This window comes from Gluconacetobacter johannae (genome assembly GCF_014174305.1).
Classification (GTDB): Bacteria; Pseudomonadota; Alphaproteobacteria; order Acetobacterales; family Acetobacteraceae; genus Gluconacetobacter; species Gluconacetobacter johannae.
Map to the genome: position 1 here is coordinate 43,596 of NZ_JABEQH010000021.1, position 23,009 is coordinate 66,604.

The window sequence follows — 23,009 nt, forward strand, 5'->3', positions numbered from 1 at the left end:
CGGTGGGACCGCCCGCGCGGAATATTCTTCCCACATCTTCCGTCCGAAACCGGGTGGGAATTTTCTTCCCAGCCCCTCCGGACGCTGGTAGGAGATAATCCCGGAAGGAAAAATTCTCCATGCCGATGACGGTTGAAAACATCATTGAACGCCTGGGCGGCGCGGACAACGCGGCCCGCCTGGCCGGCGTCAGCACCGAAGCCATCCGCAAATGGCGACAGGCCCGTGCGATTCCACCCAAGCACTGGACGGTCATCCTGCGCCAGACCGGCCTGGCCCTTTCCGACCTGCAACCCGACAGCGCGTCCGACCGAGCGGAGACCCAGATGACTGCCTCCCCCCCTTCCGCCCCCAGCGCCGCGCCGCCGGCCGGCGCCACCGCCGCCCTGGTCCTGGCGGACGGCACCGTCCTGTGGGGGCGCGGATTCGGCGCGCACACACCCGCCCAGGGCGCCGCGATCGGCGAGCTGTGCTTTTCCACCGGCATGACGGGGTATCAGGAAACACTGACCGACCCGTCGTTCGCCGGCCAGATCATCACCTTCACCTTCCCCCATATCGGCAATGTCGGCACCAATGACGAGGACGACGAGGCCGCGCGCATCGCCGCCCGGGGCCTGGTGGTCAAGCAGGACCTGACCGAACCCGCAAGTTGGCGCGCCGCCCGGCCGCTCGGCGCCTGGCTGGCCACGCAGGGGGTGCCGGGCATCTGCGGCGTCGATACCCGCGCCCTCACCCTGCGCCTGCGCGCCGGCGGACCGCAGACCGCCATCCTGGCCTATCCCGCCGACGGTCTGTTCGACCTGGACGACCTGCGCGCGCGGGCCGTCGCCTGGCCGGGGCTGGAGGGCATGGACCTGGCGAAGGACGTCACCTGCGCCGCCGCCTATTCCTGGGACCAGGGCACCTGGACCTGGCCGCACGGCACGCAGGCGCCGCCCGCGCGTCGCCGCCGCGTCGTCGCGGTCGATTACGGGGCCAAGCGCAACATCCTGCGCTGCCTGGTCAGCGCCGGATGCGACGTGACCATCGTCCCGGCCACCGCGACGGCAGCGGAAATCCTGTCCCACGACCCCGAGGGCGTGTTCCTGTCGAACGGCCCCGGCGACCCGGCGGCGACCGCCGCATACGCCGTGCCGGCCATCCGGGGCGTGCTGGACGCCGGCAAGCCGGTCTTCGGCATCTGCCTGGGCCACCAGCTTCTGGCCCTGGCGCTGGGCGCACGGACCTACAAGCTGGCGCGCGGCCATCGCGGCGCCAACCAGCCGGTCAAGGACCTGTCCACCGGCCGGGTGGAGATCACCAGCCAGAACCACGGCTTCGCAGTGGACGAGGCCAGCCTGCCCGAAGGCGTGCGCGTGACGCACACCAGCCTGTTCGACGGATCGAACGAAGGCCTCGCCTCGGACCGGCTGCCGGCTTTCTCGGTCCAGTACCACCCCGAGGCCAGCCCCGGCCCGTCGGACAGTTTCTACCTGTTCGAACGCTTCGTCGCCCTGATCGACCGCACCACCCCGACCGCCTGAAAGCCGAGCCCATGCCCAAACGGACAGACATCAGATCCATCCTGATTATCGGCGCCGGCCCGATCGTCATCGGCCAGGCGTGCGAATTCGACTATTCCGGCGCGCAGGCCTGCAAGGCGCTGCGCGAGGAAGGGTACCGGGTCATCCTGGTCAACTCCAACCCGGCGACGATCATGACCGATCCGGGGCTGGCGGACGCCACCTACGTGGAACCGATCACCCCCGAATTCGTCGAGCGGATCATCCTGCGCGAAAAGCCCGACGCCATCCTGCCCACCATGGGCGGCCAGACGGCGCTGAACACCGCCATGGCGCTGGACAAGTCGGGCTTCCTGGCGGCGCAGGGCGTCGAACTGATCGGCGCGAACGCCGAGGTCATCGACCGTGCCGAGGACCGGCAGAAATTCCGCGAGGCGATGGACGCGATCGGCATCGAAAGCCCGCGCAGCCTGATCGCCCATACGCTGGACGAAGCCCGCGCGGCGCTGGAGCAGATCGGCCTGCCGTCGGTCATCCGCCCGTCCTTCACCATGGGCGGCTCGGGCGGCGGCATCGCCTATAACCGCGAGGAATTCGACCAGATCGTCGCCTCGGGCCTCGACGCCTCGCCCACCACCGAAGTCCTGATCGAGGAATCGGTCCTGGGCTGGAAGGAGTATGAGATGGAGGTCGTCCGCGACAGCGCGGACAACTGCATCATCGTCTGCTCGATCGAGAACATCGACCCGATGGGCGTGCATACCGGTGACTCCATCACCGTCGCCCCGGCGCTGACGCTGACCGACAAGGAATACCAGCGGATGCGCGACGCCTCGCTGGCGTGCCTGCGCGCCATCGGCGTCGATACCGGCGGGTCGAACGTCCAGTTCGGCGTCAACCCCGCCGACGGCCGCATGGTCGTCATCGAGATGAATCCCCGCGTCTCGCGCTCGTCCGCGCTGGCGTCCAAGGCGACAGGCTTTCCCATCGCCAAGATCGCGGCGAAGCTGGCGGTGGGCTATACGCTGGACGAACTGGCCAACGACATCACCGGCTCCACCCCGGCCTCGTTCGAACCCACGATCGACTATGTCGTCGTGAAGATCCCCCGCTTCACGTTCGAAAAATTCCCCGGCACCCCGGCCCTGCTGTCCACCAGCATGAAATCGGTGGGCGAGGCGATGGCCATCGGCCGCTCGTTCCCCGAGGCCCTGCAGAAGGGGCTGCGGTCGATGGAAACCGGCCTGACCGGCCTGGACCCGGTCGAGGCCCCCGGCGATGGCGGCCCGGACGCCTTCCGCGCCGCCCTGTCGCAGCCCCGACCGGAACGGATCCTGATGGCGGCCCAGGCCCTGCGCGCCGGCCTCGGCATCGAGGAAATCCAGGCCGCCTGCCGGTTCGAGCCCTGGTTCCTGCGCGAACTGCAGAAGATCGTGGCGGCCGAGCACGCCATCGTCCGCGACGGCCTGCCCGAGGACGCGCATTCCCTGCGCCGGCTGAAGGCGCTGGGCTTCTCGGACGTGCAACTGGCGCGCCTGTCGGGCACCGACGCCGCCGAGATCGCGTCCCTGCGCGACCGCCTGGCCGTGACCCCGGTCTACAAGCGGATCGACACCTGCGCCGGCGAATTCGCCTCGGCCACGCCCTATATGTACTCGACCTACGAAGGCGGGTTCGGCGTGCCGGAATGCGAAAGCCGGCCGACCGACCGGCAGAAGATCGTCATCCTGGGCGGCGGGCCCAACCGCATCGGCCAGGGCATCGAATTCGACTATTGCTGCGTCCATGCGGCCTATGCCCTGCGCGAGGCCGGGTTCGAGACCATCATGGTCAACTGCAACCCGGAAACCGTGTCCACCGACTATGACACGTCCGACCGGCTGTATTTCGAGCCGCTGACCGCCGAGGACGTGATCGCCCTGATCCGGCGCGAGCAGGCGGCGGGCACCGTCCTGGGCTGCATCGTGCAATATGGCGGCCAGACGCCGCTGAAGCTGTCCCGCGCGCTGGAGGCGGCGGGCATTCCGCTGCTGGGCACGCCCGCCGACGCCATCGACCGCGCCGAGGACCGCGAACGCTTCCAGCAGATGCTGCACCGGCTGGGCCTGCGCCAGCCCGACAACGGCATCGCCCGCAGCCCGGCCGAGGCCGAGGATGTGGCCGAGCGCATCGGCTACCCGGTGGTGGTCCGTCCCTCCTACGTGCTGGGCGGCCGGGCGATGGAAATCGTCCATGACCGCGCCAGCCTGCAACGCTACATGCGCGTGGCGCTGCAACTGGCGGGCCACGACATCGCCTCCGGCCCCGTCCTGATCGACCGCTACCTGAACGACGCCATCGAGGCCGACGTGGACTGCATCGCCGACGGCCACGGCGTCTATGTCGCCGGGGTGATGGAGCATATCGAGGAAGCCGGCATCCATTCCGGCGACAGCGCCTGCTCGCTGCCGCCCTATACGCTGTCGCCCGCCATCGTGACCGAGCTGAAGGCGCAGACCGAGGCGATGGCCCGCGAACTGGGCATCGTCGGGCTGATGAACGTCCAGTACGCCATCAAGGACCAGGAGATCTTCGTCCTGGAGGTCAATCCCCGGGCCTCGCGCACCGTGCCGTTCGTCGCCAAGGCCACCGGGGTTCCGGTCGCCAAGATCGGCGCGCGGGTCATGGCGGGTGCGAAGCTGGCGGAATTCCGCCTGGACGACCGCGCCGTCGCCCCGCATGTCGCGGTGAAGGAGGCGGTGTTCCCCTTCAACCGCTTCCCCAACGTCGATACGATCCTCGGCCCGGAAATGCGCTCGACCGGCGAGGTCATGGGCCTGGACGCCTCGTTCGAGCGCGCGTTCGCCAAGTCGCAGCTCGCCGCCGGCGTGCGCCTGCCGCTGTCGGGCGTGGTGTTCCTGTCGGTGCGCGGCAGCGACAAGACGGCCGCGACTCCGCTGGCCCGCCGCCTGGTGGACATGGGCTTCACCATCCTGGCCACCCGCGGCACCGCCCAGCGCCTGCGCGACGCAGGCGTCGAGGTCAAGGTGGTGAACAAGGTGCTGGAAGGCCGGCCGAACTGCGTGGACGCCATCCGCTCGGGCGACGTGCAGATGGTCATCAACACCGCCCAGGGCGCGCAGTCGGTCACCGACAGCTTCGACATCCGCCGTTCGGCCCTGACTTTGGGCATTCCGCATTTCACGACCATCGCCGGGGCGCGGGCCGCGACCCACGCGATTTCGGCGATGCGGGAAGGACCGCTTGAAGTCGCGCCCCTTCAATCCTACTTTAGCGGATCGTTCTGAGCGTACCGCACCGACGCCGGGGCGGGGACCGGTCCTCCGGCCCCTGCCCCGGCGTGCTCGGTCTATGCGGGATGCTCTTGTGGCAATTTTTCAAGTCAGTCGCATGACTGACCTTCACCCGGGGATGCGCCTTGCAGAAATTTCCGATGACAGGCAAAGGCCTGCAGCGGCTGGAAGAAGAACTTCGCAGGCTCAAGAGTGAGGAACGCCCGGCCATCATCCGTGCGATCGCGGAAGCACGCAGCCATGGCGACCTGTCCGAAAACGCCGAATACCACGCCGCGCGCGAACGCCAGTCCTTCACCGAGGGCCGCATCCTCGAACTGGAGGACATCGTCTCGGCCGCCGAGGTGATCGACCCGGCGACCCTGTCGGGCGACCAGGTGAAATTCGGCGCCCAGGTCAGCCTGGTCGATGAGGAAACCGACAAGGAAGCGACCTACCAGATCGTCGGCGTGCACGAGGCCGACATCAAGCAGGGCCTGCTGTCCATTTCCTCGCCGCTGGCCAAGTCCCTGATCGGCAAGCGGATCGGTGATTCGGTGTCCGTCCCGGCCCCCGGCGGGGATCGAACCTACGAGATCCTGGCCGTCACCTACGGCTGAGGACACGGACAAGGCAATGCTGGGGACATGGGCATGATTACCCTGGACGACGTTCGCGCGGCCGCGTCCCGCATCGAGGGGCGCATCCTGCGGACGCCCACCGTGCCGTCGCACGCCCTGTCGAAGGCGACGGGCGCGGATGTCGTGCTCAAGCTCGACAACCTGCAGGCGGTGGGGTCGTTCAAGGAACGCGGCGCCGCCAACAAGCTGGCGCTGCTGACCCCGGCCGAGCGCGAACGCGGCGTCATCACCGTCTCCGCCGGCAACCACGCCCAGGGCGTGGCCCGCCACGCCGCCCTGCTGGGGATCGACGCGGTGATCGTGATGCCGCGCTTCACCCCGGCCGCCAAGGTGACGCGCACCGCCGCCTGGGGCGCGCGCGTGGTGCTGGAAGGCAGCAGCTTCGCCGAGGCCACGGCCCACGCCAACGCCCTGTGCCAGCGCGAGGGACGCGTGTTCGTCCACCCGTATGACGATCCGGCGGTCATGGCCGGCCAGGGCACCTTCGCGCTGGAGCTGTTCGAGGATGCCGGGCCGCTGGACATGTTCGTCGGCCCGATCGGCGGCGGCGGCCTGCTGTCGGGCTGCGCGGTCGCGGCGGCCGCCCTTCGGCCGGGCATGGACATCGTGGGCGTGCAGGTCGAAAGCCATTCGTCCCTGTCCGCCTTTCCCGGCGACGAGGTCATGCCGCCCGGCGGCGCCACCATCGCCGAGGGCATCGCCGTCCTGCAGATCGGCCGCCAGCCGCTAGAGGTCATCCGCCAGCATGTCTCGCGCGTGCTGGTGGTGCCCGAACGCGCGGTCGAGGACGCGATCACGCTGATGGCCGAGGGCGCCAAGCAGGTCAGCGAGGGCGCGGGCGCCACCGCGCTGGCGGCCGTGCTGACCTATCCGGAACTGTTCCAGGGCAAACGGGTCGCCCTGCCGGTGACCGGCGGCAATATCGACAGCCGCATCCTGGCCAACACCCTGCTGCGCTCGCTGCTGCGCGACGGGCGGCTGCTGTGCCTGAAGATGGAAATCCCCGACCGGCCGGGCATCCTGGCCGATATCTCGCGCACCATCGGCGAGGCCGGGGGCAACATCATCGAGGTCTCGCACCAGCGCCTGTTCACCGCCCCCAGCGTCCAGGCGGCGGAACTGGAAGTGATGATCGAAGCCCGCGACCCGTCGCACGCCCTCGATATCATGGGCGAGCTGTCGAAGACCTACATCGTCCGACGGGTCTGAAACGCGGGGCGCCGCCCGCCTGCCTGGCCGCCCGCTCAGGTTTCGTCGAGGGTAAAGCCCACCTTCAGCGTGACCTGATAATGGCTGACCTTGCCATCGACGACATGGCCGCGCGTTCCCACCACCTCGAACCAGCGCAGGGAATGCAGCGTCTCGGACGCGCGGGCCAGGGCGTTGGAAATCGCGCCCTCGATCGTGTCGGGCGACGACCCGACCAGTTCGAGAACCTTATAGACATGGCCGGACATCGTTTTTCTCCCCCGATCCTGTGGAACGGGAAACGATGCCCGGCGGCGCCGGTTCCGGCGCGGCTGCCTATTTGGTGCCGAACAGGCGGTCGCCGGCATCGCCCAGGCCGGGGCGGATATAGCCGTGATCGTCCAGTTCGCGATCGATCGAACAGGTGACGATCTTCACGTCCGGATGCGCCTTCGACAGGAACGCCACCCCTTCGGGGGCCGCCAGCAGGCAGACGAACACCAGTTGCCGGGCGCCCGCGTGCTTCAGCCGGTCGATCGCGGCGGCGGCGCTGTGCCCGGTCGCCAGCATCGGATCGACGACGATGCAGACGCGCTCGCCGATATCCTCGGGCAGCTTCATGTAGTATTCGACCGGCTCCAGCGTCGCCGGATCGCGGAACAGGCCGATATGCCCCACGCGGGCGGCGGGCACCAGGTCGAGCATCCCGTCCAGGATCCCGTTGCCGGCCCGCAGGATCGACACCAGGCAAAGCTTCTTGCCCGACAGCAGATGCCCGTGGGTCCATTCCAGCGGCGTTTCGATTTCCACCGTTTCCAGCGGCAGGTCGCGCGTGGCCTCATAGGCCATCAGCAGGCTGAGTTCCCGCGTCAGGCGCCGGAACCCCGCCGTGGAGGTCTCCTTCTGGCGCAGGCGCGTCAGCTTGTGCTGGACGAGCGGATGGTCGAGCACGACCACGGAGGAAGGGTGGGATGTCTTTCGTTCGGTCATGGCACCCCTTCTAGATCAGGCCGGGCGGCACGGCTATTGCGTATCCGGGCTATTGCGTATCGGGTACGAAATCAAGCGCCACGCCGTTCATGCAGTAACGCTGCCCGGTCGGACGCGGCCCGTCGGGAAAGACATGGCCCAGATGCCCCTTGCAGGACGCGCAATGCACCTCGACGCGGACCATGCCGTGGCTGGTGTCCACCGTGGTCTCGACCGCCCCCGGCAGCGCGTCGAAATAGGATGGCCAGCCGCTGCCGCTTTCATACTTGGTTTCGGACCGGAACAGCGGCGTCCCGCAGGCCGCGCACCGGTACAGGCCGGCACGCTTCTCATCGTTCAGGGGGCTGGAGCCCGGACGTTCGGTCCCGTGCTCGCGCATCACGCGAACCTGCTCGGGCGTCAGGACGGCGCATCCCGCGCCGCAGCCCGGCTTATCCTGTTCCATCTGCCTGTCTCCCGCATGGTCGGTGGAAAAATGGCGGGCATCCACCACCCATCGCACGTTTGTATCGACAAGACATTTCGCAAGTCCGTCGTTTGGTGCCATCATGGACGACAAAATCACGGGAGAGAATACCCATGTCCGACCAGATTTCCTCCACCCAGGGCGCTCCGCAGGCCCGGCGCCCCGTCATGCTGGCCATCCTCGATGGTTTCGGATGGCGGGAAGACGTGTCGGACAACGCCGTGCACGCCGCCTACACCCCGGGCTTCGACCGGCTGTGGCAGGAGGGGCCGCGCGCCTTCCTCAAGACCAGCGGCGAGGATGTCGGGCTGCCGGACGGGCAGATGGGCAATTCCGAGGTCGGGCACCTCAATATCGGCGCGGGCCGGGTGGTGATGCAGGAACTGCCGCGCATCTTCCGCGCCATCCGCGACGGCAGCCTGGCGGCCAATCCGGTGCTGACCGGCCTCATCGCCACGCTGAAAGCCAGCGGCGGCACCTGCCACCTGATGGGCCTGGTCTCGCCCGGCGGCGTGCATGCCCACCAGGACCACGCGGTGGCGCTGGCCAAAATCCTGGTCGAGGCCGGGGTGCCGGTGGCCTTCCACGTCTTCACCGACGGCCGCGACACCCCGCCGCATTCGGGCCGGGACTATCTCGCGCGCCTGCGCGCGGACCTGCCGGATACGGTTGCCATCGCCACCGTCTCGGGCCGTTATTTCGCCATGGACCGCGACCGGCGCTGGGACCGCGTGACGAAGGCGTATGACGCCATCGTCTCGGCCAGGGGGCCGCACGGCGACGATCCGCTGGCGGTGCTGGACGCCGCCTATAAGGAGGGCGTCACCGACGAATTCCTGCCGCCCACCGTCATCGGGCCGTATGCCGGCATGAAGGACGGCGATGGCATCCTGTCCTTCAATTTCCGCGCCGACCGCATCCGCCAGTTGCTGGACGCGCTGCTGGAGCCGAATTTCGAGGGATTCGCCCGCGAGCAGGTGATTCATTTCGCCGCCGCGGTGGGCATGACGCGCTACAGCGACCGGCTGGCGGCGCTGATCGGCGTGCTCTTTCCCCCGCAGTCGCTGGACGATCTGCTGGGCGAGGTCGTCTCGCGCGCCGGGCGGCGGCAGCTCCGCATGGCCGAGACCGAGAAATACCCCCACGTCACCTACTTCCTGAACGGCGGCAAGGAAGACCAGTTGCCCGGCGAGGACCGGATCATGGTCCCCTCGCCCAAGGTGGCGACCTATGACCTGCAACCCGAAATGTCGGCCCCGGAACTGACGGCGAAGGCCGTGGCGGCGATCGAGAGCGGCAAGTACGACCTGATCGTCCTGAACTACGCCAACCCCGACATGGTCGGCCATACCGGCGTGTTCAGCGCCGCCGTCAAGGCCGTCGAGGCCGTGGACCGGGGGCTGCGGCAGTTGGTCGAGGCCATCCATCGCCAGCGCGGCGCCCTGCTGGTCACCGCCGATCACGGCAATGCCGAGACGATGTTCGACCCCGCGACCGGCGGCCCACATACCGCCCACACGCTCAACGTCGTGCCGGTGGTGCTGACCGGGGTGCCCGAGGCACGGTTGCATAACGGGCGACTGGCCGACCTGGCGCCGACGCTGCTGGCCCTGATGGGCCTGCCGCAGCCGGCCGCGATGACCGGGACCTCGCTGCTGGGCGAGAAGCGGGCATCCTGAACCGCCGCCGTCGTCCGGCCGGGCCGGCGGGTCCCGCCTTGCCGGCCTGCCTGCTGGCCGCCTGCCTGCCCGCCCTCGGCGCCCCGGCGTGGGGCGAGTCCCACGGGACGGCCCGCCGCGCCCCCGCACACGCGGCCGCCAACCACCATCCGTCCGGCCATGCGGCGACACCCCGCGCGGACGCCGCCGCCAGTGCCGCACGGCGCGAAGTCGAACGCGCCCGCGCGCAGCAACAGGCCCTGATCGCCCGGCAACAGCAGCAGGCCCGCGACCTGCAGGCCCGCACCGAGGCGCGCAACTCCGCCCAGGCGCGCGCGCGGCAGGACATCGCCCGCGCCGCCGCCCTGTCGGCCGAAACCGTGGACGCCACCGCCCGGTTGCAGGACACCGAACAGCGGACGGCCGACCTGGCCGACCGGGTCGCCGCCCTGCAGGCCGAACAGGCCCGTCTGCGCGCCGCGCTGGACCGGGATTCGGCGGACATCGCACCCACCCTGCCGCTGGCGGCGCGGCTGGCGCGCTATCCCGCCGATACGCTGCTGGCCGCCCCCCTGCCGCCCGACCGCGCGATCACCGGCCTGCTGGTGGTGCGGGGCCTCTCGGCGCGGCTGGAGCAGCAGGCCGGGGCGATTCGCCTCCGGCGCGCCGAACTGGCCCGGCTGGACGACGACCTGACGCGGCAGGGCGCGCGCCTGGCGGATTTGCGGCAGCAACAGGCCGCCCAGCGCGACATCGTGGCCGGCGCGGCCCAGCGCGCGCGCGCCGCCCAGCGCCAGTCCAGTTCCGCCGCCACCCTGGCCGACCGGCAGGTCGAGGACGCCGCGCGCCAGGCCTCCAGCCTCCAGGACGCCGTCGCCCGGATCGAGGCGCTGGAGCAGGCCGCCGAAGACCGGCTGGAACGCGCGGCGCAGCAGGCCGCCCGCGCCCACCGCGCCGACGAGGCCGCCACCGCCCACGCCCGCGCGCAGGCCATCGCCCAGGGGCCCGGCCCCGGCCTGACGGCCCCCCCGGCCGGCACGCCCGCCGGACGCGGCGCGCCGGTGCCGGGCGCCATCGTCACCGCCTGGGGCAGCGGCACCGAGGCCGGACCCGCCACCGGCATCACCTACGCCCCGCCATCGGACGCCACCGTGCGGGCCCCCTGCGCCGGACAGGTCGATTTCGCCGGGCCGTTCCGGTCGTACGGGCAGATGGCCATCGTGGATTGCGGGCGGCATTACCGCTTCGTGCTGGCGGGGCTGGGCGCGCTCGCCATCTCCACCGGGCAGACGCTGGCCAGGGGCGCACCCGTCGGCCGCATGCCCGGCTGGACGGGCCAGGGCGGCCGGCCGACCCTGTTCGTGCAGTTGCGCCACGGCGGCACGGCGATCGACCCGGCCCCGTTTCTCTAGACGGCTTCTCTGGACAGTTTTCGCTTGAACCAAGTTCGGTATAAGATCATCGGATGATGACGGATAAGCGGCTCCCCTCGGGTCCGGTTTTCCTTGCGCCACCTATGCCGCACGGCATGCAGGCCGACAGCGATATCCGGCACGGCCGGCACTCAGGAGACGACACGGCATGAAGTTCCGCACCGGCCTGCTGCTTGGAACCGCCTTTCTGGCAGGCATCGCGGCGGGGCCGCAGATCGCGCATTTCTCCGGCCCCTGGAACGGCGAAATCACCTCGCACGCCCTGGCCGAGAGCCTGGCGAAAGACAGCGACTCGCCCGCCGAGAACTATCGCCTGCTGTCGCTGTTCGGCCATGTCCTGGAACAGGTGAAGGCGAACTACGTCGATCCGGTCTCCAACCGCGACCTGATCGTCAATGCGCTGAACGGCATGCTGAGCGGCCTGGACCCGCACAGCTCCTACATGACCGAAAAACAGTACGCCGACCTCCAGACCCGGACCAAGGGCGAATTCGGCGGTCTGGGGCTGGAGATTCATGGCGAGGACAATCACATCCGCGTCGTCTCGCCGATCGACGACACGCCGGCGGCCCGCGCGGGCATCAAGCCCGGCGACTATATCGTCGCCATCGACGGTAAGAACATCGACGGCCTGCCGCAGGACGAGGCGGTGGAGCGGATGCGCGGCAAGCCGGACACCAAGATCACCCTGACCATCATCCGTGAAAAGACGCCCAAGCCCATCACCGTGACCATGACCCGGGCGATCATCCATATCCAGGTCATCCGCTCGGCGCTGTACGACACCATCGGCTATATCCGCGTCTCGGAGTTCAACGAGGAAACCGGTCCGGGGCTGGAGGCCGCGTTCCGCAAGCTGAAGGACCAGTCGCACGGCAAGCTGGCCGGCCTGGTGCTGGATCTGCGGTCCGACCCCGGCGGCCTGCTGAACCAGGCGATCGAGGTCAGTTCCGACTTCATCCGCAACGGCCAGATCGTGTCCACCCGCGCCCGCCATTCCCAGGAAAGCCAGCGCTGGGACGCCCATGGCGCCGACATCACCGGCGGCCTGCCCATGGTGGTGCTGATAAATGGCGGATCGGCCTCGGCCAGCGAAATCGTGGCCGGCGCCTTGCAGGACCATCAGCGCGCCATCCTGGTGGGCGAGAAATCGTTCGGCAAGGGATCGGTCCAGACCATCCTGCCCATTCCGGGCAACGGCGCGCTGCGCCTGACCACCGCGCGGTACTACACGCCCTCGGGCCGGTCGATCCAGGGCCTGGGCATCGTGCCCGACGTCGCGGTGCGCGAAACGCGCGAGGATCCGGGCTACAGCATCCGCGAAGCCGACCTGGCCCACATCATCAAGAACCAGGGCGGCAACACCGCCAAGCCCCCCGCGCGGACCGACATGCCGGTGATGGCCACGTCCATTCCCGACCAGCCGCCCGCCAACTGGCCTTCCTTCGACCCCACCAAGCCCGCGACCGACTTCCAGCTCCAGCAGGGGCTGAAGATCGTCCGCGCCATGGCCGATCATCCCGTGGCGGCCCAGGCCATGCTCCACACCGCGCCGCGCAACGACTGACGCTGGCATGACCGGGATGACGCCCCTGCCCTATCGCCGCAATGTCGGGGCCATGCTGTTCAACGCGGCCGGGCGGGTGCTGATCGCCCGCCGCACGGACATGGAAGGCGCCGGCGGGCCGCCCGACCAGGGCGTCTGGCAATGTCCCCAGGGCGGGATCGACGCGGACGAACAGCCCGAACAGGCGGTGCTGCGCGAACTGCACGAGGAAATCGGCACCGACCGGGCCGTCATCCTGGGCGCGCATCCCGACTGGCTGACCTACGACCTGCCGCCGGCGCTGCTTGGCCGGGCGCTGGGCGGGCGCTATCGCGGGCAGACGCAGAAATGGTTCGCCCTGCGCTTCCTGGGCACGGATGCCGATATCCGGCTGGACACGCACCAGCCCGCGGAATTCGATCTGTGGCAGTGGGTGGACCTGCCGACGCTGGCCGACCGCAACGTGGGCTTCAAGCGCGAGATCTACCGGACCCTGATCCGCGACTTCGCCCGATACGCCACCGGCTGAGCCGGCGGCAGCCTCAGGGCGCTGCCCTGAAACCCGCCAAAGGGCCCAGCCCTTTGGAAACCCAGTCGTTTTATCTTTGATCGGGGTCCAGGGTCTCAGGCCCTGGTGGGTTCGGGCAACGCCCGACGCTGTTCAGAGGCCGGATTTCAGCGCCGGCAGCACATGCTGGCGCAACAGCGGCGCCAGGACCGGTCCACCCGGCGGCGGGTCCAGCGCCAGGTCGAACCACCACATCTCCGCGATTTCCGCCCGGATCTCGGGCGCGCCGTCCAGCACGCCGCGATAGACGGCCGAGCGCACGATGAATCCGGGCTCGTTGGCGGCCGGGGCCTCGAAACGGCCCAGCAGCCCCGGACTGTCGCCCTGCAGGCGGCAGCCCAGTTCCTCGTCCAGTTCGCGCGCCAGGGTCTCGATTTCGGACTCGCCGGCCTCCGCCTTGCCGCCGGGCAGCATAAAGGCCGCCGTGCCCCGCTTACGCACCAGCAACAGCGCGCCCGCCCGCACGATCGCGGCGGAGACGACCCGGATCACCCGGTCGCTCAATGCCCCCCACCCGGGCTCTTGCTGCCCCCGCGGATCGGCGACAGCAGGAAGCAGAACGGCACCACCAGGAACGCGCCGATGCCCAGGATCATGAACACCTCGTTATAGGCAAGGATCGAGATCTGGCGGGTATATTCGACGAACAGCCGGTGCTGCGCCACCGCGTCCAGCGCCGTCGAGGCGACGCCACGGTTCGACGCCACCTGCCGCGCCCGCGCCAGATAATCGACATACGGCTGATGGAACGGCGTCATCCAGTGGACCATCTGCGTCTGATGCGCCTGGCGGATTTCGGTCAGCATCGCCGTGGAACCCGAAATGGCGATCGACCCCAGGACGTTGCGCGCCATGCTGAACAGGGCCGAGGCATCGGCGTTCAACTCGCGCGGCAGGGTCGCGTAGGTGATGGTGGAAATCGGGACGAACAGGAAGGCCAGGCTGGCGGTCTGGCTCATGCGGAACAGGACGAGGTGCCGGAAATCCAGCGCCGGGACCAGTTGCGCCGACCAGAACAGGGCCATCCCCATGAAGAAGAACCCCAGCGCGATCAATGCGCGCAGGGTCATGTATTTCATCGCCCGCCCCACCAGCGGGATCAGGAAGATGACCGCCACGCCGCCCGGCGACAGGATCAGCCCGGACAGGGTCGCGCTATAGCCCATGACCTGCTGCGCGTATTGCGGCACGATGATCGCGGCGGCGTACAGCAACGCCCCCACCGCGCCGATCAGCAATGTGCCGGTCGCGAAATTACGGTCCTTGAACACGCGCAGGTCCACCGCCGGGCGCTTGGTCTTCAGCAGCCAGATGACCGCCCCGCCGATGCCCAGGAAGGCCAGCACCGCCATGGTGCGGATCATGTCCGAGCCGAACCAGTCCTCGTCCTCGCCCCGGTCGACCGCGACCTCCAGGCAGCCGAAGCCGATGGCGATCAGGCCGATGCCCACGATGTCCAGCGGGGCCTTCTGCTTCAGCGCCCAGGGCGGGTCCTCGACGACGACCGACACCGCGAAGGTCGCCAGCAGGCCCACCGGCACGTTGATGAAGAAGATCCAGCGCCAGGAATAATTGTCGGTGATCCAGCCGCCCAGGGACGGGCCGATCACCGGGGCGACGATGGTCGCGATCGCGGTCAGGCCGAACGCCGCCGCCCGCCGTTCCGGCGGGAACGTGTCCAGGATGATGGACTGCTGGTTCGGTTGCAGCCCCCCGCCGAAAAACCCCTGCATCAGCCGGAAGACGATCAGTTCAGACAGGCTGCCCGAAATGCCGCACAGGAAGGACGACACCGTGAACATGAAGATGCAGATGATGAAATAGCGCTTGCGCCCCAGCAGCTTGCCCAGCCAGCCCGAGATGGTGAGCACGATGCCGTTCGCCACCAGGTACGAGGTCAGCGTCCAGGTCGCGTCGTCATAGGTGGACGACAGGCTGCCGGCGATATGCGGCAGCGAGACGTTGACGATGGTCGTGTCCAGGATTTCCATGAACGCCGACACCGTGACGATGACCGCGATCAGCCACGGGTTGTACTTGGGCTTCCATGGCTGCTCCACCGGGGGTTGCCCCGCCGGGGCGGCGTCGGTCCCGGCCACGGCCGCACTCACTTCGTATGCACCGTGGGTTCGACCGACAGGCCCAGCGACAGCGGCAGGTCGGCGCGCAGCCCCTCGTCGATCACGATCTTCACCGGCACGCGCTGGACGATCTTCACATAGTTGCCCGTCGCGTTCTCGGGCGGGAAGGCGCTGAAGGTGGCCCCGGTGCCAAGCTGGATCGAATCCACATGTCCCTTCAGGTCCAGCGACGGGTAGGCGTCGATCGCGATATCGACCTTCTGCCCCGGCCGCATGTGCGCCAGCTGCGTTTCCTTGTAGTTGGCGATGACCCAGACCTCGGGCTCGACGACCGAGAACAGCGACTGCCCTTCGTTGACGAAGCTGCCGCGCTCGATATTGCGCTGTGAGATCCAGCCGTCATGCGGCGCGCGGATCTCGGTCCAGCCCAGGTTCAGGTCGGCCTGCGCCAGTTCCGCCCTGGCCTGCGCGGTCTGGGCATCATACTGCCCCACCCGCGTCCCGATGTCCGAGATATTGGCCTCGACTGGCTCGGCCACCTGCAGGCGGCCCTGCGCCTCGGCCACCCCGGCCTTCGCGGCCTGCAAGGCGGCCGCGGCGTAGTCGATGTCCTGCTGCGTCGTCGCCGCGCGGGCGACCGCATGCTGGCGGCGATAATCGGTCTCCGCCCTGAACTGCTGCGCCTGCGCCGCCAGCAACTGCCCCTGCGCCACCTGCAACTGGCCGGGGAAGTTCTTCTGCGCCACCAGCAGGGCAAAGCGTGTTCCGGCGGCCTGCGACTGCGCCAGGTCCACCGCCGCCGCCGCGCGGTCGCGCGCGGCGCGATAATCGCGGTCGTCGATCCGCGCCAGCAACTGGCCCGCATGCACGAACTGGTTGTCGTTCACCAGCAGTTCGGTGACGTAGCCCCGCACATGCGGGGCGATCGTCACCGCGCGGCCGGCGGTGAACGCATCGTCGGTCTCGACATCATGGCGGGTCAGGAACCAGTAGGTACCCGCGCCCACGGCCACGACCGCAAGGAACCCCACCAGCCCGATCCGAAGCATCGGGTTGGTTTTCTTCTTGCGCGGCTCGTCCGGCGTGCCGGCCGGTGTCGCGCCTTCTTCCTCGGCCATACGGTTCCTCTTGCTTCCCAATCATGCCGCCGGCCCGGTCAAATGACCGAACGGGTCGGTCAATTCATGGCACGAAGAACAGGACGCATCAACCGCCCCCCGTCCTCTCCGGCACTAAAGATCGCCCCGCAGGCCCCGTTTTCAGGGCGCGTTTGAAAATGCCTGGGTGCGGACCATGCGCGCATACAGGCCGTCGGCCTCCATCAGTTCGGCATGGGTGCCGCATTCGACGCCCTGCCCGTCCGCCATCGCCACCACCAGGTCCGCCGACCGCACGGTGGACAGGCGGTGGGCCACGACGATGGTGGTGCGCCCCTTGCGCAGGCTGGCCAGCGCGTCCTGGACCAGGGCCTCGCTCTCGCTGTCCAGGGCGCTGGTCGCCTCGTCCAGCAGCAGGACGCGCGGATCGCGCAGCAGCGCCCGCGCCAGGGCCACCCGCTGGCGCTGGCCGCCCGACAGGCGCTGGCCACCGGGGCCGACGCGGGTGCCGAACCCCTCGGGCAATGCGTCGATAAACCCCTCGGCCGCCGCCGCGCGGGCGGCCGCGCGGATCTCCGCCTCGGTCGCCGACGGGCGGCCGATGCGGATGTTCTCGATCACCGTCAGGTCGAACAGCAGGGTGTCCTGGCTGACATAGGCAATGGCGTCCCGCAGGTCCGACAGGCGCAGCGCGCGCAGATCGACGCCATCCAGCAAAATCCGCCCGCCGCTGACGTCATGCAGGCGCGGGATCAGCGACAGGGCCGTGGACTTGCCCGCCCCGGACGGGCCGACCAGCGCCACCGTCAGGCCGGGCCGGGCCTCGAAGGTCAGGCCGTTCAGCCCGACCCGCCCGTCCGGGTAGACGAACGACGCGGCGTCAAAGCGCAGATGCCCCTCGCCCGGCGGCAGGGCGCGGGCCTGGGCGGCCTCGGTGATTTCGGGCGGCTCGTCGATGATGGCGAAGATCCGCTCCAGCCCCGCCAGCCCCTCCTGCAAGGCGGCGTTCAGCGAACCCAGCGCCCGCAGCGGCCGCGAGGCCAGCAACAGGGCCGCGACGAAGCCCGAGAAATCGCCCAGCGTCGCGCCGCCCAGTGCCGCGCGCCACCCCGCGAACCCCAGCACCGCGGCGACCGCCGCCCCGCCCAGGACCTCCAGCACCGGATCGACCCGCGCGCGCCCCCGCGCGATCCGCAGCAGCGCCTGATGCAGCAGGTCGAGGGTGTGCGCCACCCGCGCCGCCTCGTTCCGTTCCAGGCGATAGACCCGCACGGTCCGCGCCTGCGAAAAGCTCTCGGTCAGCAGGGCCGAGGTCTCGCCCATGCGTTCCTGCATGCCGCCCGAGGCGCGGCGCACCTTCTTCCCCAGCCGCTGGATGGGAATGGCCGCCACGGGATAGAGCACGGCGGCGATCAGGCTCAGCTCCCAGTCCATGTAGAACATGGACACCACCAGGCCGGCCACCGTCACCACGTCGCCCAGCGCATTGACCGCACGGATCATCGCCTCGCGGATCGACACGGCGTCGGTCGTGAAGCGCGCGCTCAACTGCGCCGGGGCCTCGCGCTCGATGCGCGAGATGTCGGTATGGACCAGATGCGCGAACATCGTGCCCTGCAGGCCCCGGATCACGATCAGCACCAGGTTCTGCACCGCCACCGTCTGGCCGTATTGCGACAGCGCCTTGGCGGTGGTTATCAGGAGCACCAGCGCCGGCACCTGGTAGAGAATGCGCGGATCGTGGGCGGCGAACATGTCCAGCGCCCGCTGGATCACCAGCGGATACAGCCCCGTCAGCAGCGCCATCAGCACCGTCAGCCCGATGACCGAGACGATCCGCCCGCGATGACGCCGCGCCTCGTCGCGCCACAGGCGACGCAGCAGCGCCGTGCTGCGATCCGGCACGGGGGCCGGACGGGCAGTCGGTTCCGCCGCGCGGATGGGGGGGGACGTGGGCGGAATGACGTTCATGCTGCCCTTTAACAACGCGGCCGTGGCAAAGCAAAGCGCCATGCCGCACGCCTTATGGGGTGGCGGCCCCCTCCAGGCGCGCCAGGCACGCCTTCCGGTCCGCCCGGCACCCCCCCGCCATCCACCAGGCGCGCACCTCCGCCAGGGCCTGGCCGACCCGTGGCCCCGGCGCGACACCCGCCGCCAGCAGGTCCCGCCCGGCCACGGGAAAGACCGGACGCGGGCGCGCCGCAAGGTCCCGGCGCAGCGCGTCCCACGCCGCCGACGGACGGCCCAGCCGCGCCGCCTGCCCCACCCAGCTCCGCCGGACCAGGACATCGGCCGGCTCGTCGGCCAGCAGGCGACGGCGCGCGTCATCGTCCATCGCGGGGTCCGGCATCGGGGCCGCCCCGATCGACGACATGACCGACGACAGGGTCAGGGCCTCGGCCCGCGACAGGCGCAGGCGCGCCGCCAGGGCCCCGGCCTCGCCCCGCGCCAGCACGCCCAGGCGCAGCACCGCCTCGGCCGGCGCCCCGGTGGCCAGCAGGCACTCCAGCGCCGGCCGGTCCGCGCCTTCCGGCAGCAGGCGCGCCAGCACGCCCGATTGCGCCATCAGCTCCAGGGTCGGCATCAGCGCCGGGCCGGCCAGGATCCGGCGCAGTTCGGACCAGACCCGTTCGGCGGACAGGCGCGCCAGGCCGTCCGCCAGCGCGGTGATTGCCGCCATCGCCGCGCCGTCCGGCTCGCCCCGCCCGTAGCGCGCGTGAAACCGGAAGAATCGCAGGATCCGCAACGCATCCTCGTGGATGCGGGTGGCGGCGTCGCCGACGAAGCGGACATGCCCGGCCCGCACGTCCGCGCGGCCGCCGAAATAATCATGCACCACCCCGTCGCACCCGCAGGACATGGCGTTGATCGTGAAGTCGCGCCGGGCGGCGTCCTCGCGCCAGTCGTCGGTCCAGGCGACGACCGCATGCCGTCCGTCCGTCCGCTCGTCGCGCCGCAGGGTCGTGACCTCGTACGGGCGGCCCGCCACCACTGCCGTCACCGTGCCGTGCGCCAGCCCCGTCGGCACGACCTTGATCCCGGCCCCGGCCAGCGCCGCCATGACCCGGTCGGGCGCCTCGGGCGTCGCCATGTCCATGTCCGACACCGGCCGCCCGGCAATCAGGTCGCGCACCACCCCGCCGACCAGGCGCGCCCAGGGCAGCACTGCCCAGATCCGCGCCAGCCCCGCCCGCGCCTCGGGCAACGCCTCGGCCAGCCGCTCCAGCAGCCGGTCATCGCGATACCCGTCCGCCGCCATGCCTCCGCCCAGGCCGGCGTCCCCGCCCATTGTCACGCCGGGCCGTCCCCCACGGGCAGGCGCGACAGCGGGAAGAAGACATTGCGGCTCCAGACCCCCAGGCAGGGCACCCCGCGACAGGTGCCGGGAACCGCGAGCGCCGCCAGTTCGTAATAGACCGAACGGGCGATCCGGGCTTCCAGGGCAAAGGCCCCCTCGCCGTCGCGGACATGCAGATAGGGCACCGGCCCCATCCCGCATCCTTCGGACGGGACATCCCATTCGGCGCGGATCGGATGATCGGGCCCGGCGCAGATCACCAGGTCCACATTGGTGCGAAAGGACAGAACCTGGTCCCGCCCGCAGCCCTTCCAATCCAGTTCGACCGCGACGAAGGGCGCGTCCTCGACCTCGATGCTGCCGCTTTCGATGGGGGTCTGCAGCCAGTACGTCCCCTCGTCGTCCCGGCGCAGCACCGACGCGAACAGGCAGACCATCGGCTTTCGCCGGATGGGCGTGCCGCGATACAGCCACGTCCCGTCGCGCTGGATCACGAACGGCAACCGCCCGCACGACCGCGCTTCGGCCCCGGGCGAAACAAACGGGGGCGAGGCGCAGGGGGGCGGCGATATGTCCATGCCCGCGCCCGCACGCGCGACGCGCAACTCCCGGAAGTGCGAATCCTGATCGTCAGTCAACTGCGTTACCCGCCTGCTGGACCATACTCTCCCCGATATAGGGATCATCCCCGACCAGATGAAACCCCCGACACTTGATGAAACCCCCAGACCTGTCAGATTGCGGATATGACGATATCGGACGCCACCCCCCTCGCCACGGATTTCGAATCGGACACCACCCGCCCACCGACGGAACAGGCCGTCCCGGCCGACGCCGCCCTGGCCGAACGGCTGGGCGAGCGCCTGCGCGCCGCCCGGGCCGAGATCGGGCGCATCATCCACGGCCAGCGCGATGTCATCGACCAGACCCTGGTCAGCATCCTGGCCGGCGGCCACGGCCTGCTGGTCGGCGCGCCCGGACTGGGCAAGACGCTGCTGGTCACCACGCTGGGCACCGTGCTGGGGCTGGAGGCGCGGCGCGTGCAGTTCACGCCCGACCTCATGCCCTCGGACATCACCGGCAGCGAGATCCTGGACGAGGACGAACACGGGCACCGCAGCTTCCGCTTCGTCCGGGGGCCGGTGTTCTGCCAGTTGCTGATGGCGGACGAGATCAACCGCGCCAGCCCCCGCACCCAGTCCGCCCTGTTGCAGGCCATGCAGGAACATCGCGTGGCGATCGCCGGCACGGACCACGCCCTGCCGCGCCCGTTCCACGTCCTGGCCACCCAGAACCCGATCGAGCAGGAAGGCACCTACCCCCTGCCCGAGGCGCAGCTCGACCGCTTCATGCTCCAGATCCCGCTGGGCTTCCCCGACGCGGCGGCGGAACGCGCCATGCTTCTGGCCACCACCGGGGCCGACGACGCCACGCCGCGCTCCATCCTGACCGACCGCGACCTGGTCGAGGCGCAGCGGCTGGTCCGCGCCCTGCCGGTCGGCGACAGCGTGGTCGACGCCATCCTGCACCTGGTCCGCTCCGCCCGGCCCGAAACCACCGACGACCCGACGATCCGCGAGGCCGTGGCCTGGGGGCCGGGCCCGCGCGCAGCCCAGGCGCTGATGCTGGCCACCCGCGCCCGCGCGCTGATGGACGGGCGCCTGTCGCCCAGCATCGACGACGTCGCGGCCCTGGCCCGGCCGGTGCTGGCCCATCGCATGGCGTTGACCTTCACCGCCCGAGCCGAAGGCCGCAGCCTGCCGGACCTGATCGACAGCCTGCTGCGCCGCCTGGGCTGACCGGCGGGGTGACGCCCTCATCTCCCCTGGCCGGCCGGCTGCGCCGGCTGTTCGCGGCGCGGCGCACGACGGCCGCCGACGCCGGCCTCCCCGGCTCGGGCGGCGCCCTCGGCGCGGGCGGCGACGACACCCCCCTGCCCGTCGCGGCCGACGGGCTGGCCGCGCGCATGCCCGCGCTGATCGTCGCCGCCACCCATATCGCGGCGACGGTGGCGGCGGGCGCGCACGGTCGCCGCCAGGCGGGGCCGGGCGACAGTTTCTGGCAGTTCCGCCCGGCCCAGCCGGGCGAGCCGGTCACCCGCATCGACTGGCGGCAATCCGCCCGCAGCAGCCGCGCCTATATCCGCGAGACCGAGGCCGAGGCCGCGCAGACCATCTGCCTGTGGTGCGACCCCAGCGCCTCGATGCGCTGGCGGTCGGAGGCCGCCCTGCCGCTGAAATCCGACCGCGCCGCCCTGCTGGCGCTGGCGGCCGGGGCCTTGCTGCTGCGCCATGGCGAACGTGTGCGCCTGCTGACCCCCGATGGCGCGGTCGATATCCCGCCGGGCGGCCGCATGGCGCTGGACCGGCTGGGGCTGGCGCTGCTGCGGGCCCTGGAAAACGCACCCGACGCGCCCGGCTGGCCCCATCCGCAGCAGGTGCCGCGCCATGCCCGGATCGTGCTGGTAAGCGACGGGCTGGCCCCGCCCGAGACGATCGCAACACTGCTGCGCGGCCTGGCGGCGCGGCCGGCCCGCGCCCACCTGCTGCTGGTCAACGACCCGGCGGAGGCCGCGCTGCCCTACGCCGGCCGCATCCGCTTCGCGGGGCTGGAAGGCGAGGCCCCGCTGCTGCTTTCGGGCACCGAGGCGCTGCGCCCCGCCTACGCCGCCGCCTTCGCCGACCATCAGGCGCGGATCGCGGCCCTGTGCCGGGCGACCGGCCATGACCTGATCCGCCACACCACCGACCGGCGTCCCGAACATGCGCTGCTGGCGCTGCACGCCGCCCTGTCCGACCGGCCGGGGGGACGGGCATGATCTTCCAGGCCCCTGTGCTGCTGGCCGCGCTGGCCATCCTGCCGGTCGTCTGGCTGCTGCTGCGCGCCCTGCCCCCGGCCCCGCGCCGGCAGGTCTTCCCCGCCATCATGCTGCTGCGCGGCCTGCGCGCGCGCATGACCGACGCGGCGACCGCCCCACCCTGGCTGCTGCTGCTGCGCTGCCTGGCGCTGACCGGCCTGATCGTCGGGCTGGCGGGGCCGCTGATCGTCCGCGACCGCCAGGCGGCGGCCACCGACGCCGCGGGCAACGTGCTGCTGGTCCTGGACAACGGCTGGGCGGCCAGCCCCGGCTGGGCGCGGCGCATCGCGGCGCTGGACGTCGTGCTGGACCGCGCGGGCCGCGCCGGGCGCCAGGCGCGCCTGCTGACGACCGCGCCGGGCCTGGCCGGGGAAGCCCCCGCCGCCGGCGCGCCGATGACGCCGGCGCT

At 70.4% G+C, this 23,009-nt stretch carries 20 protein-coding genes; 11 read left to right on the forward strand and 9 right to left on the reverse strand.

What is annotated here, in order from left to right:
• Positions 1-119 precede the first annotated feature (119 nt).
• The 4 genes from carA to HLH21_RS14410 all read left to right on the forward strand — a co-directional run bounded on the left by carA (position 120) and on the right by HLH21_RS14410 (position 6,627).
• Complete coding sequence (gene carA / locus HLH21_RS14395) at positions 120-1,526, forward strand: glutamine-hydrolyzing carbamoyl-phosphate synthase small subunit (RefSeq protein WP_182944442.1); 1,407 nt, start codon at positions 120-122, stop codon at positions 1,524-1,526.
• An 11-nt stretch (positions 1,527-1,537) separates the two neighbouring features.
• Entirely contained in the window at positions 1,538-4,792 is a 3,255-nt protein-coding gene (gene carB, locus HLH21_RS14400; RefSeq protein WP_182944443.1) for a carbamoyl-phosphate synthase large subunit, read from the forward strand.
• Between the two features lie 131 nt (positions 4,793-4,923).
• Complete coding sequence (gene greA, locus HLH21_RS14405) at positions 4,924-5,397, forward strand: transcription elongation factor GreA (protein WP_182944444.1); 474 nt, start codon at positions 4,924-4,926, stop codon at positions 5,395-5,397.
• Between the two features lie 33 nt (positions 5,398-5,430).
• Entirely contained in the window at positions 5,431-6,627 is a 1,197-nt protein-coding gene (locus HLH21_RS14410; protein WP_182944462.1) for a threonine ammonia-lyase, read from the forward strand.
• A gap of 35 nt (positions 6,628-6,662) precedes the next feature.
• Here HLH21_RS14410 and HLH21_RS14415 read toward each other — a convergent pair whose 3' ends face one another.
• The 3 genes from HLH21_RS14415 to msrB all read right to left on the reverse strand — a co-directional run bounded on the left by HLH21_RS14415 (position 6,663) and on the right by msrB (position 8,041).
• Positions 6,663-6,875: a dodecin gene (locus tag HLH21_RS14415; RefSeq protein WP_182944445.1), complete on the reverse strand. Its 213-nt coding sequence runs from the start codon at positions 6,873-6,875 to the stop codon at positions 6,663-6,665.
• A gap of 67 nt (positions 6,876-6,942) precedes the next feature.
• Positions 6,943-7,596 (reverse strand): uracil phosphoribosyltransferase, encoded by a 654-nt coding sequence (gene upp / locus HLH21_RS14420; RefSeq protein ID WP_182944446.1) that lies wholly within the window; start codon positions 7,594-7,596, stop codon positions 6,943-6,945.
• A gap of 49 nt (positions 7,597-7,645) precedes the next feature.
• A complete protein-coding gene (gene msrB / locus HLH21_RS14425) occupies positions 7,646-8,041 on the reverse strand; it encodes a peptide-methionine (R)-S-oxide reductase MsrB (RefSeq protein WP_182944447.1) in 396 nt (131 codons plus the stop codon).
• A gap of 134 nt (positions 8,042-8,175) precedes the next feature.
• Here msrB and gpmI point away from each other — a divergent pair, with 134 nt between their 5' ends.
• The 4 genes from gpmI (at position 8,176) to HLH21_RS14445 (ending at position 13,228) form a co-directional block, all read left to right on the forward strand.
• Complete coding sequence (gene gpmI / locus HLH21_RS14430) at positions 8,176-9,741, forward strand: 2,3-bisphosphoglycerate-independent phosphoglycerate mutase (RefSeq protein WP_182944448.1); 1,566 nt, start codon at positions 8,176-8,178, stop codon at positions 9,739-9,741.
• A gap of 38 nt (positions 9,742-9,779) precedes the next feature.
• Positions 9,780-11,132 carry a murein hydrolase activator EnvC family protein gene (locus HLH21_RS14435; protein ID WP_182944449.1) on the forward strand — a complete coding sequence of 451 codons (1,353 nt, stop codon included), beginning with the start codon at positions 9,780-9,782 and terminating at the stop codon, positions 11,130-11,132.
• A gap of 169 nt (positions 11,133-11,301) precedes the next feature.
• Positions 11,302-12,720: a S41 family peptidase gene (locus tag HLH21_RS14440; RefSeq protein WP_182944450.1), complete on the forward strand. Its 1,419-nt coding sequence runs from the start codon at positions 11,302-11,304 to the stop codon at positions 12,718-12,720.
• 7 nt (positions 12,721-12,727) lie between these two features.
• Complete coding sequence (locus tag HLH21_RS14445; RefSeq protein WP_373319673.1) at positions 12,728-13,228, forward strand: RNA pyrophosphohydrolase; 501 nt, start codon at positions 12,728-12,730, stop codon at positions 13,226-13,228.
• A 132-nt stretch (positions 13,229-13,360) separates the two neighbouring features.
• Here HLH21_RS14445 and HLH21_RS14450 read toward each other — a convergent pair whose 3' ends face one another.
• The 6 genes from HLH21_RS14450 to HLH21_RS14475 all read right to left on the reverse strand — a co-directional run bounded on the left by HLH21_RS14450 (position 13,361) and on the right by HLH21_RS14475 (position 20,321).
• The gene (locus tag HLH21_RS14450) at positions 13,361-13,771 is read right to left on the reverse strand and encodes an NUDIX hydrolase (protein WP_182944451.1); all 411 of its coding nucleotides are present in this window, start codon (positions 13,769-13,771) and stop codon (positions 13,361-13,363) included.
• Positions 13,768-15,366, reverse strand: coding sequence for a DHA2 family efflux MFS transporter permease subunit (locus HLH21_RS14455; protein WP_343065132.1), 1,599 nt, complete (start codon positions 15,364-15,366; stop codon positions 13,768-13,770). Before HLH21_RS14455 ends, HLH21_RS14450 begins: the two co-directional genes overlap by 4 nt.
• Before the next feature lie 8 nt (positions 15,367-15,374).
• Complete coding sequence (locus HLH21_RS14460; RefSeq protein WP_182944452.1) at positions 15,375-16,466, reverse strand: HlyD family secretion protein; 1,092 nt, start codon at positions 16,464-16,466, stop codon at positions 15,375-15,377.
• Between the two features lie 141 nt (positions 16,467-16,607).
• On the reverse strand, positions 16,608-18,416 hold the full coding sequence (locus tag HLH21_RS14465; RefSeq protein ID WP_182944465.1) for an ABC transporter ATP-binding protein: 1,809 nt from the start codon (positions 18,414-18,416) through the stop codon (positions 16,608-16,610).
• A gap of 52 nt (positions 18,417-18,468) precedes the next feature.
• Positions 18,469-19,704 (reverse strand): CCA tRNA nucleotidyltransferase, encoded by a 1,236-nt coding sequence (locus HLH21_RS14470; protein ID WP_182944466.1) that lies wholly within the window; start codon positions 19,702-19,704, stop codon positions 18,469-18,471.
• A gap of 32 nt (positions 19,705-19,736) precedes the next feature.
• Positions 19,737-20,321, reverse strand: a complete 585-nt coding sequence (locus HLH21_RS14475; protein WP_182944467.1) for a DUF1285 domain-containing protein — start codon at positions 20,319-20,321, stop codon at positions 19,737-19,739.
• Between the two features lie 168 nt (positions 20,322-20,489).
• On the opposite strand from HLH21_RS14475, the gene HLH21_RS14480 reads away from it, so the two are divergent.
• The 3 genes from HLH21_RS14480 to HLH21_RS14490 all read left to right on the forward strand — a co-directional run.
• Complete coding sequence (locus HLH21_RS14480) at positions 20,490-21,542, forward strand: AAA family ATPase (protein WP_182944453.1); 1,053 nt, start codon at positions 20,490-20,492, stop codon at positions 21,540-21,542.
• An 8-nt stretch (positions 21,543-21,550) separates the two neighbouring features.
• Complete coding sequence (locus HLH21_RS14485; RefSeq protein ID WP_343065133.1) at positions 21,551-22,561, forward strand: DUF58 domain-containing protein; 1,011 nt, start codon at positions 21,551-21,553, stop codon at positions 22,559-22,561.
• Positions 22,558-23,009, forward strand: a 452-nt coding sequence (locus HLH21_RS14490; protein WP_182944454.1) for a BatA domain-containing protein, incomplete at its 3' end; no start/stop codon positions are given. The genes HLH21_RS14485 and HLH21_RS14490, both read left to right, overlap by 4 nt.

Bases quoted from the DNA above. Each gene is read 5' to 3' on its own strand.
- HLH21_RS14470 (WP_182944466.1), bottom strand. From the start codon at position 19,704: ATGGCGGCGGACGGGTATCGCGATGACCGGCTGCTGGAGCGGCTGGCC.
- HLH21_RS14410 (WP_182944462.1), top strand. From the start codon at position 5,431: ATGATTACCCTGGACGACGTTCGCGCGGCCGCGTCCCGCATCGAGGGG.
- gpmI (WP_182944448.1), top strand. From the start codon at position 8,176: ATGTCCGACCAGATTTCCTCCACCCAGGGCGCTCCGCAGGCCCGGCGC.
- HLH21_RS14475 (WP_182944467.1), bottom strand. From the start codon at position 20,321: ATGGACATATCGCCGCCCCCCTGCGCCTCGCCCCCGTTTGTTTCGCCC.
- HLH21_RS14465 (WP_182944465.1), bottom strand. From the start codon at position 18,416: ATGAACGTCATTCCGCCCACGTCCCCCCCCATCCGCGCGGCGGAACCG.
- carB (WP_182944443.1), top strand. From the start codon at position 1,538: ATGCCCAAACGGACAGACATCAGATCCATCCTGATTATCGGCGCCGGC.
- HLH21_RS14460 (WP_182944452.1), bottom strand. From the start codon at position 16,466: ATGGCCGAGGAAGAAGGCGCGACACCGGCCGGCACGCCGGACGAGCCG.
- HLH21_RS14480 (WP_182944453.1), top strand. From the start codon at position 20,490: ATGACGATATCGGACGCCACCCCCCTCGCCACGGATTTCGAATCGGAC.
- msrB (WP_182944447.1), bottom strand. From the start codon at position 8,041: ATGGAACAGGATAAGCCGGGCTGCGGCGCGGGATGCGCCGTCCTGACG.
- HLH21_RS14445 (WP_373319673.1), top strand. From the start codon at position 12,728: ATGACCGGGATGACGCCCCTGCCCTATCGCCGCAATGTCGGGGCCATG.
- upp (WP_182944446.1), bottom strand. From the start codon at position 7,596: ATGACCGAACGAAAGACATCCCACCCTTCCTCCGTGGTCGTGCTCGAC.
- carA (WP_182944442.1), top strand. From the start codon at position 120: ATGCCGATGACGGTTGAAAACATCATTGAACGCCTGGGCGGCGCGGAC.
- HLH21_RS14415 (WP_182944445.1), bottom strand. From the start codon at position 6,875: ATGTCCGGCCATGTCTATAAGGTTCTCGAACTGGTCGGGTCGTCGCCC.
- HLH21_RS14440 (WP_182944450.1), top strand. From the start codon at position 11,302: ATGAAGTTCCGCACCGGCCTGCTGCTTGGAACCGCCTTTCTGGCAGGC.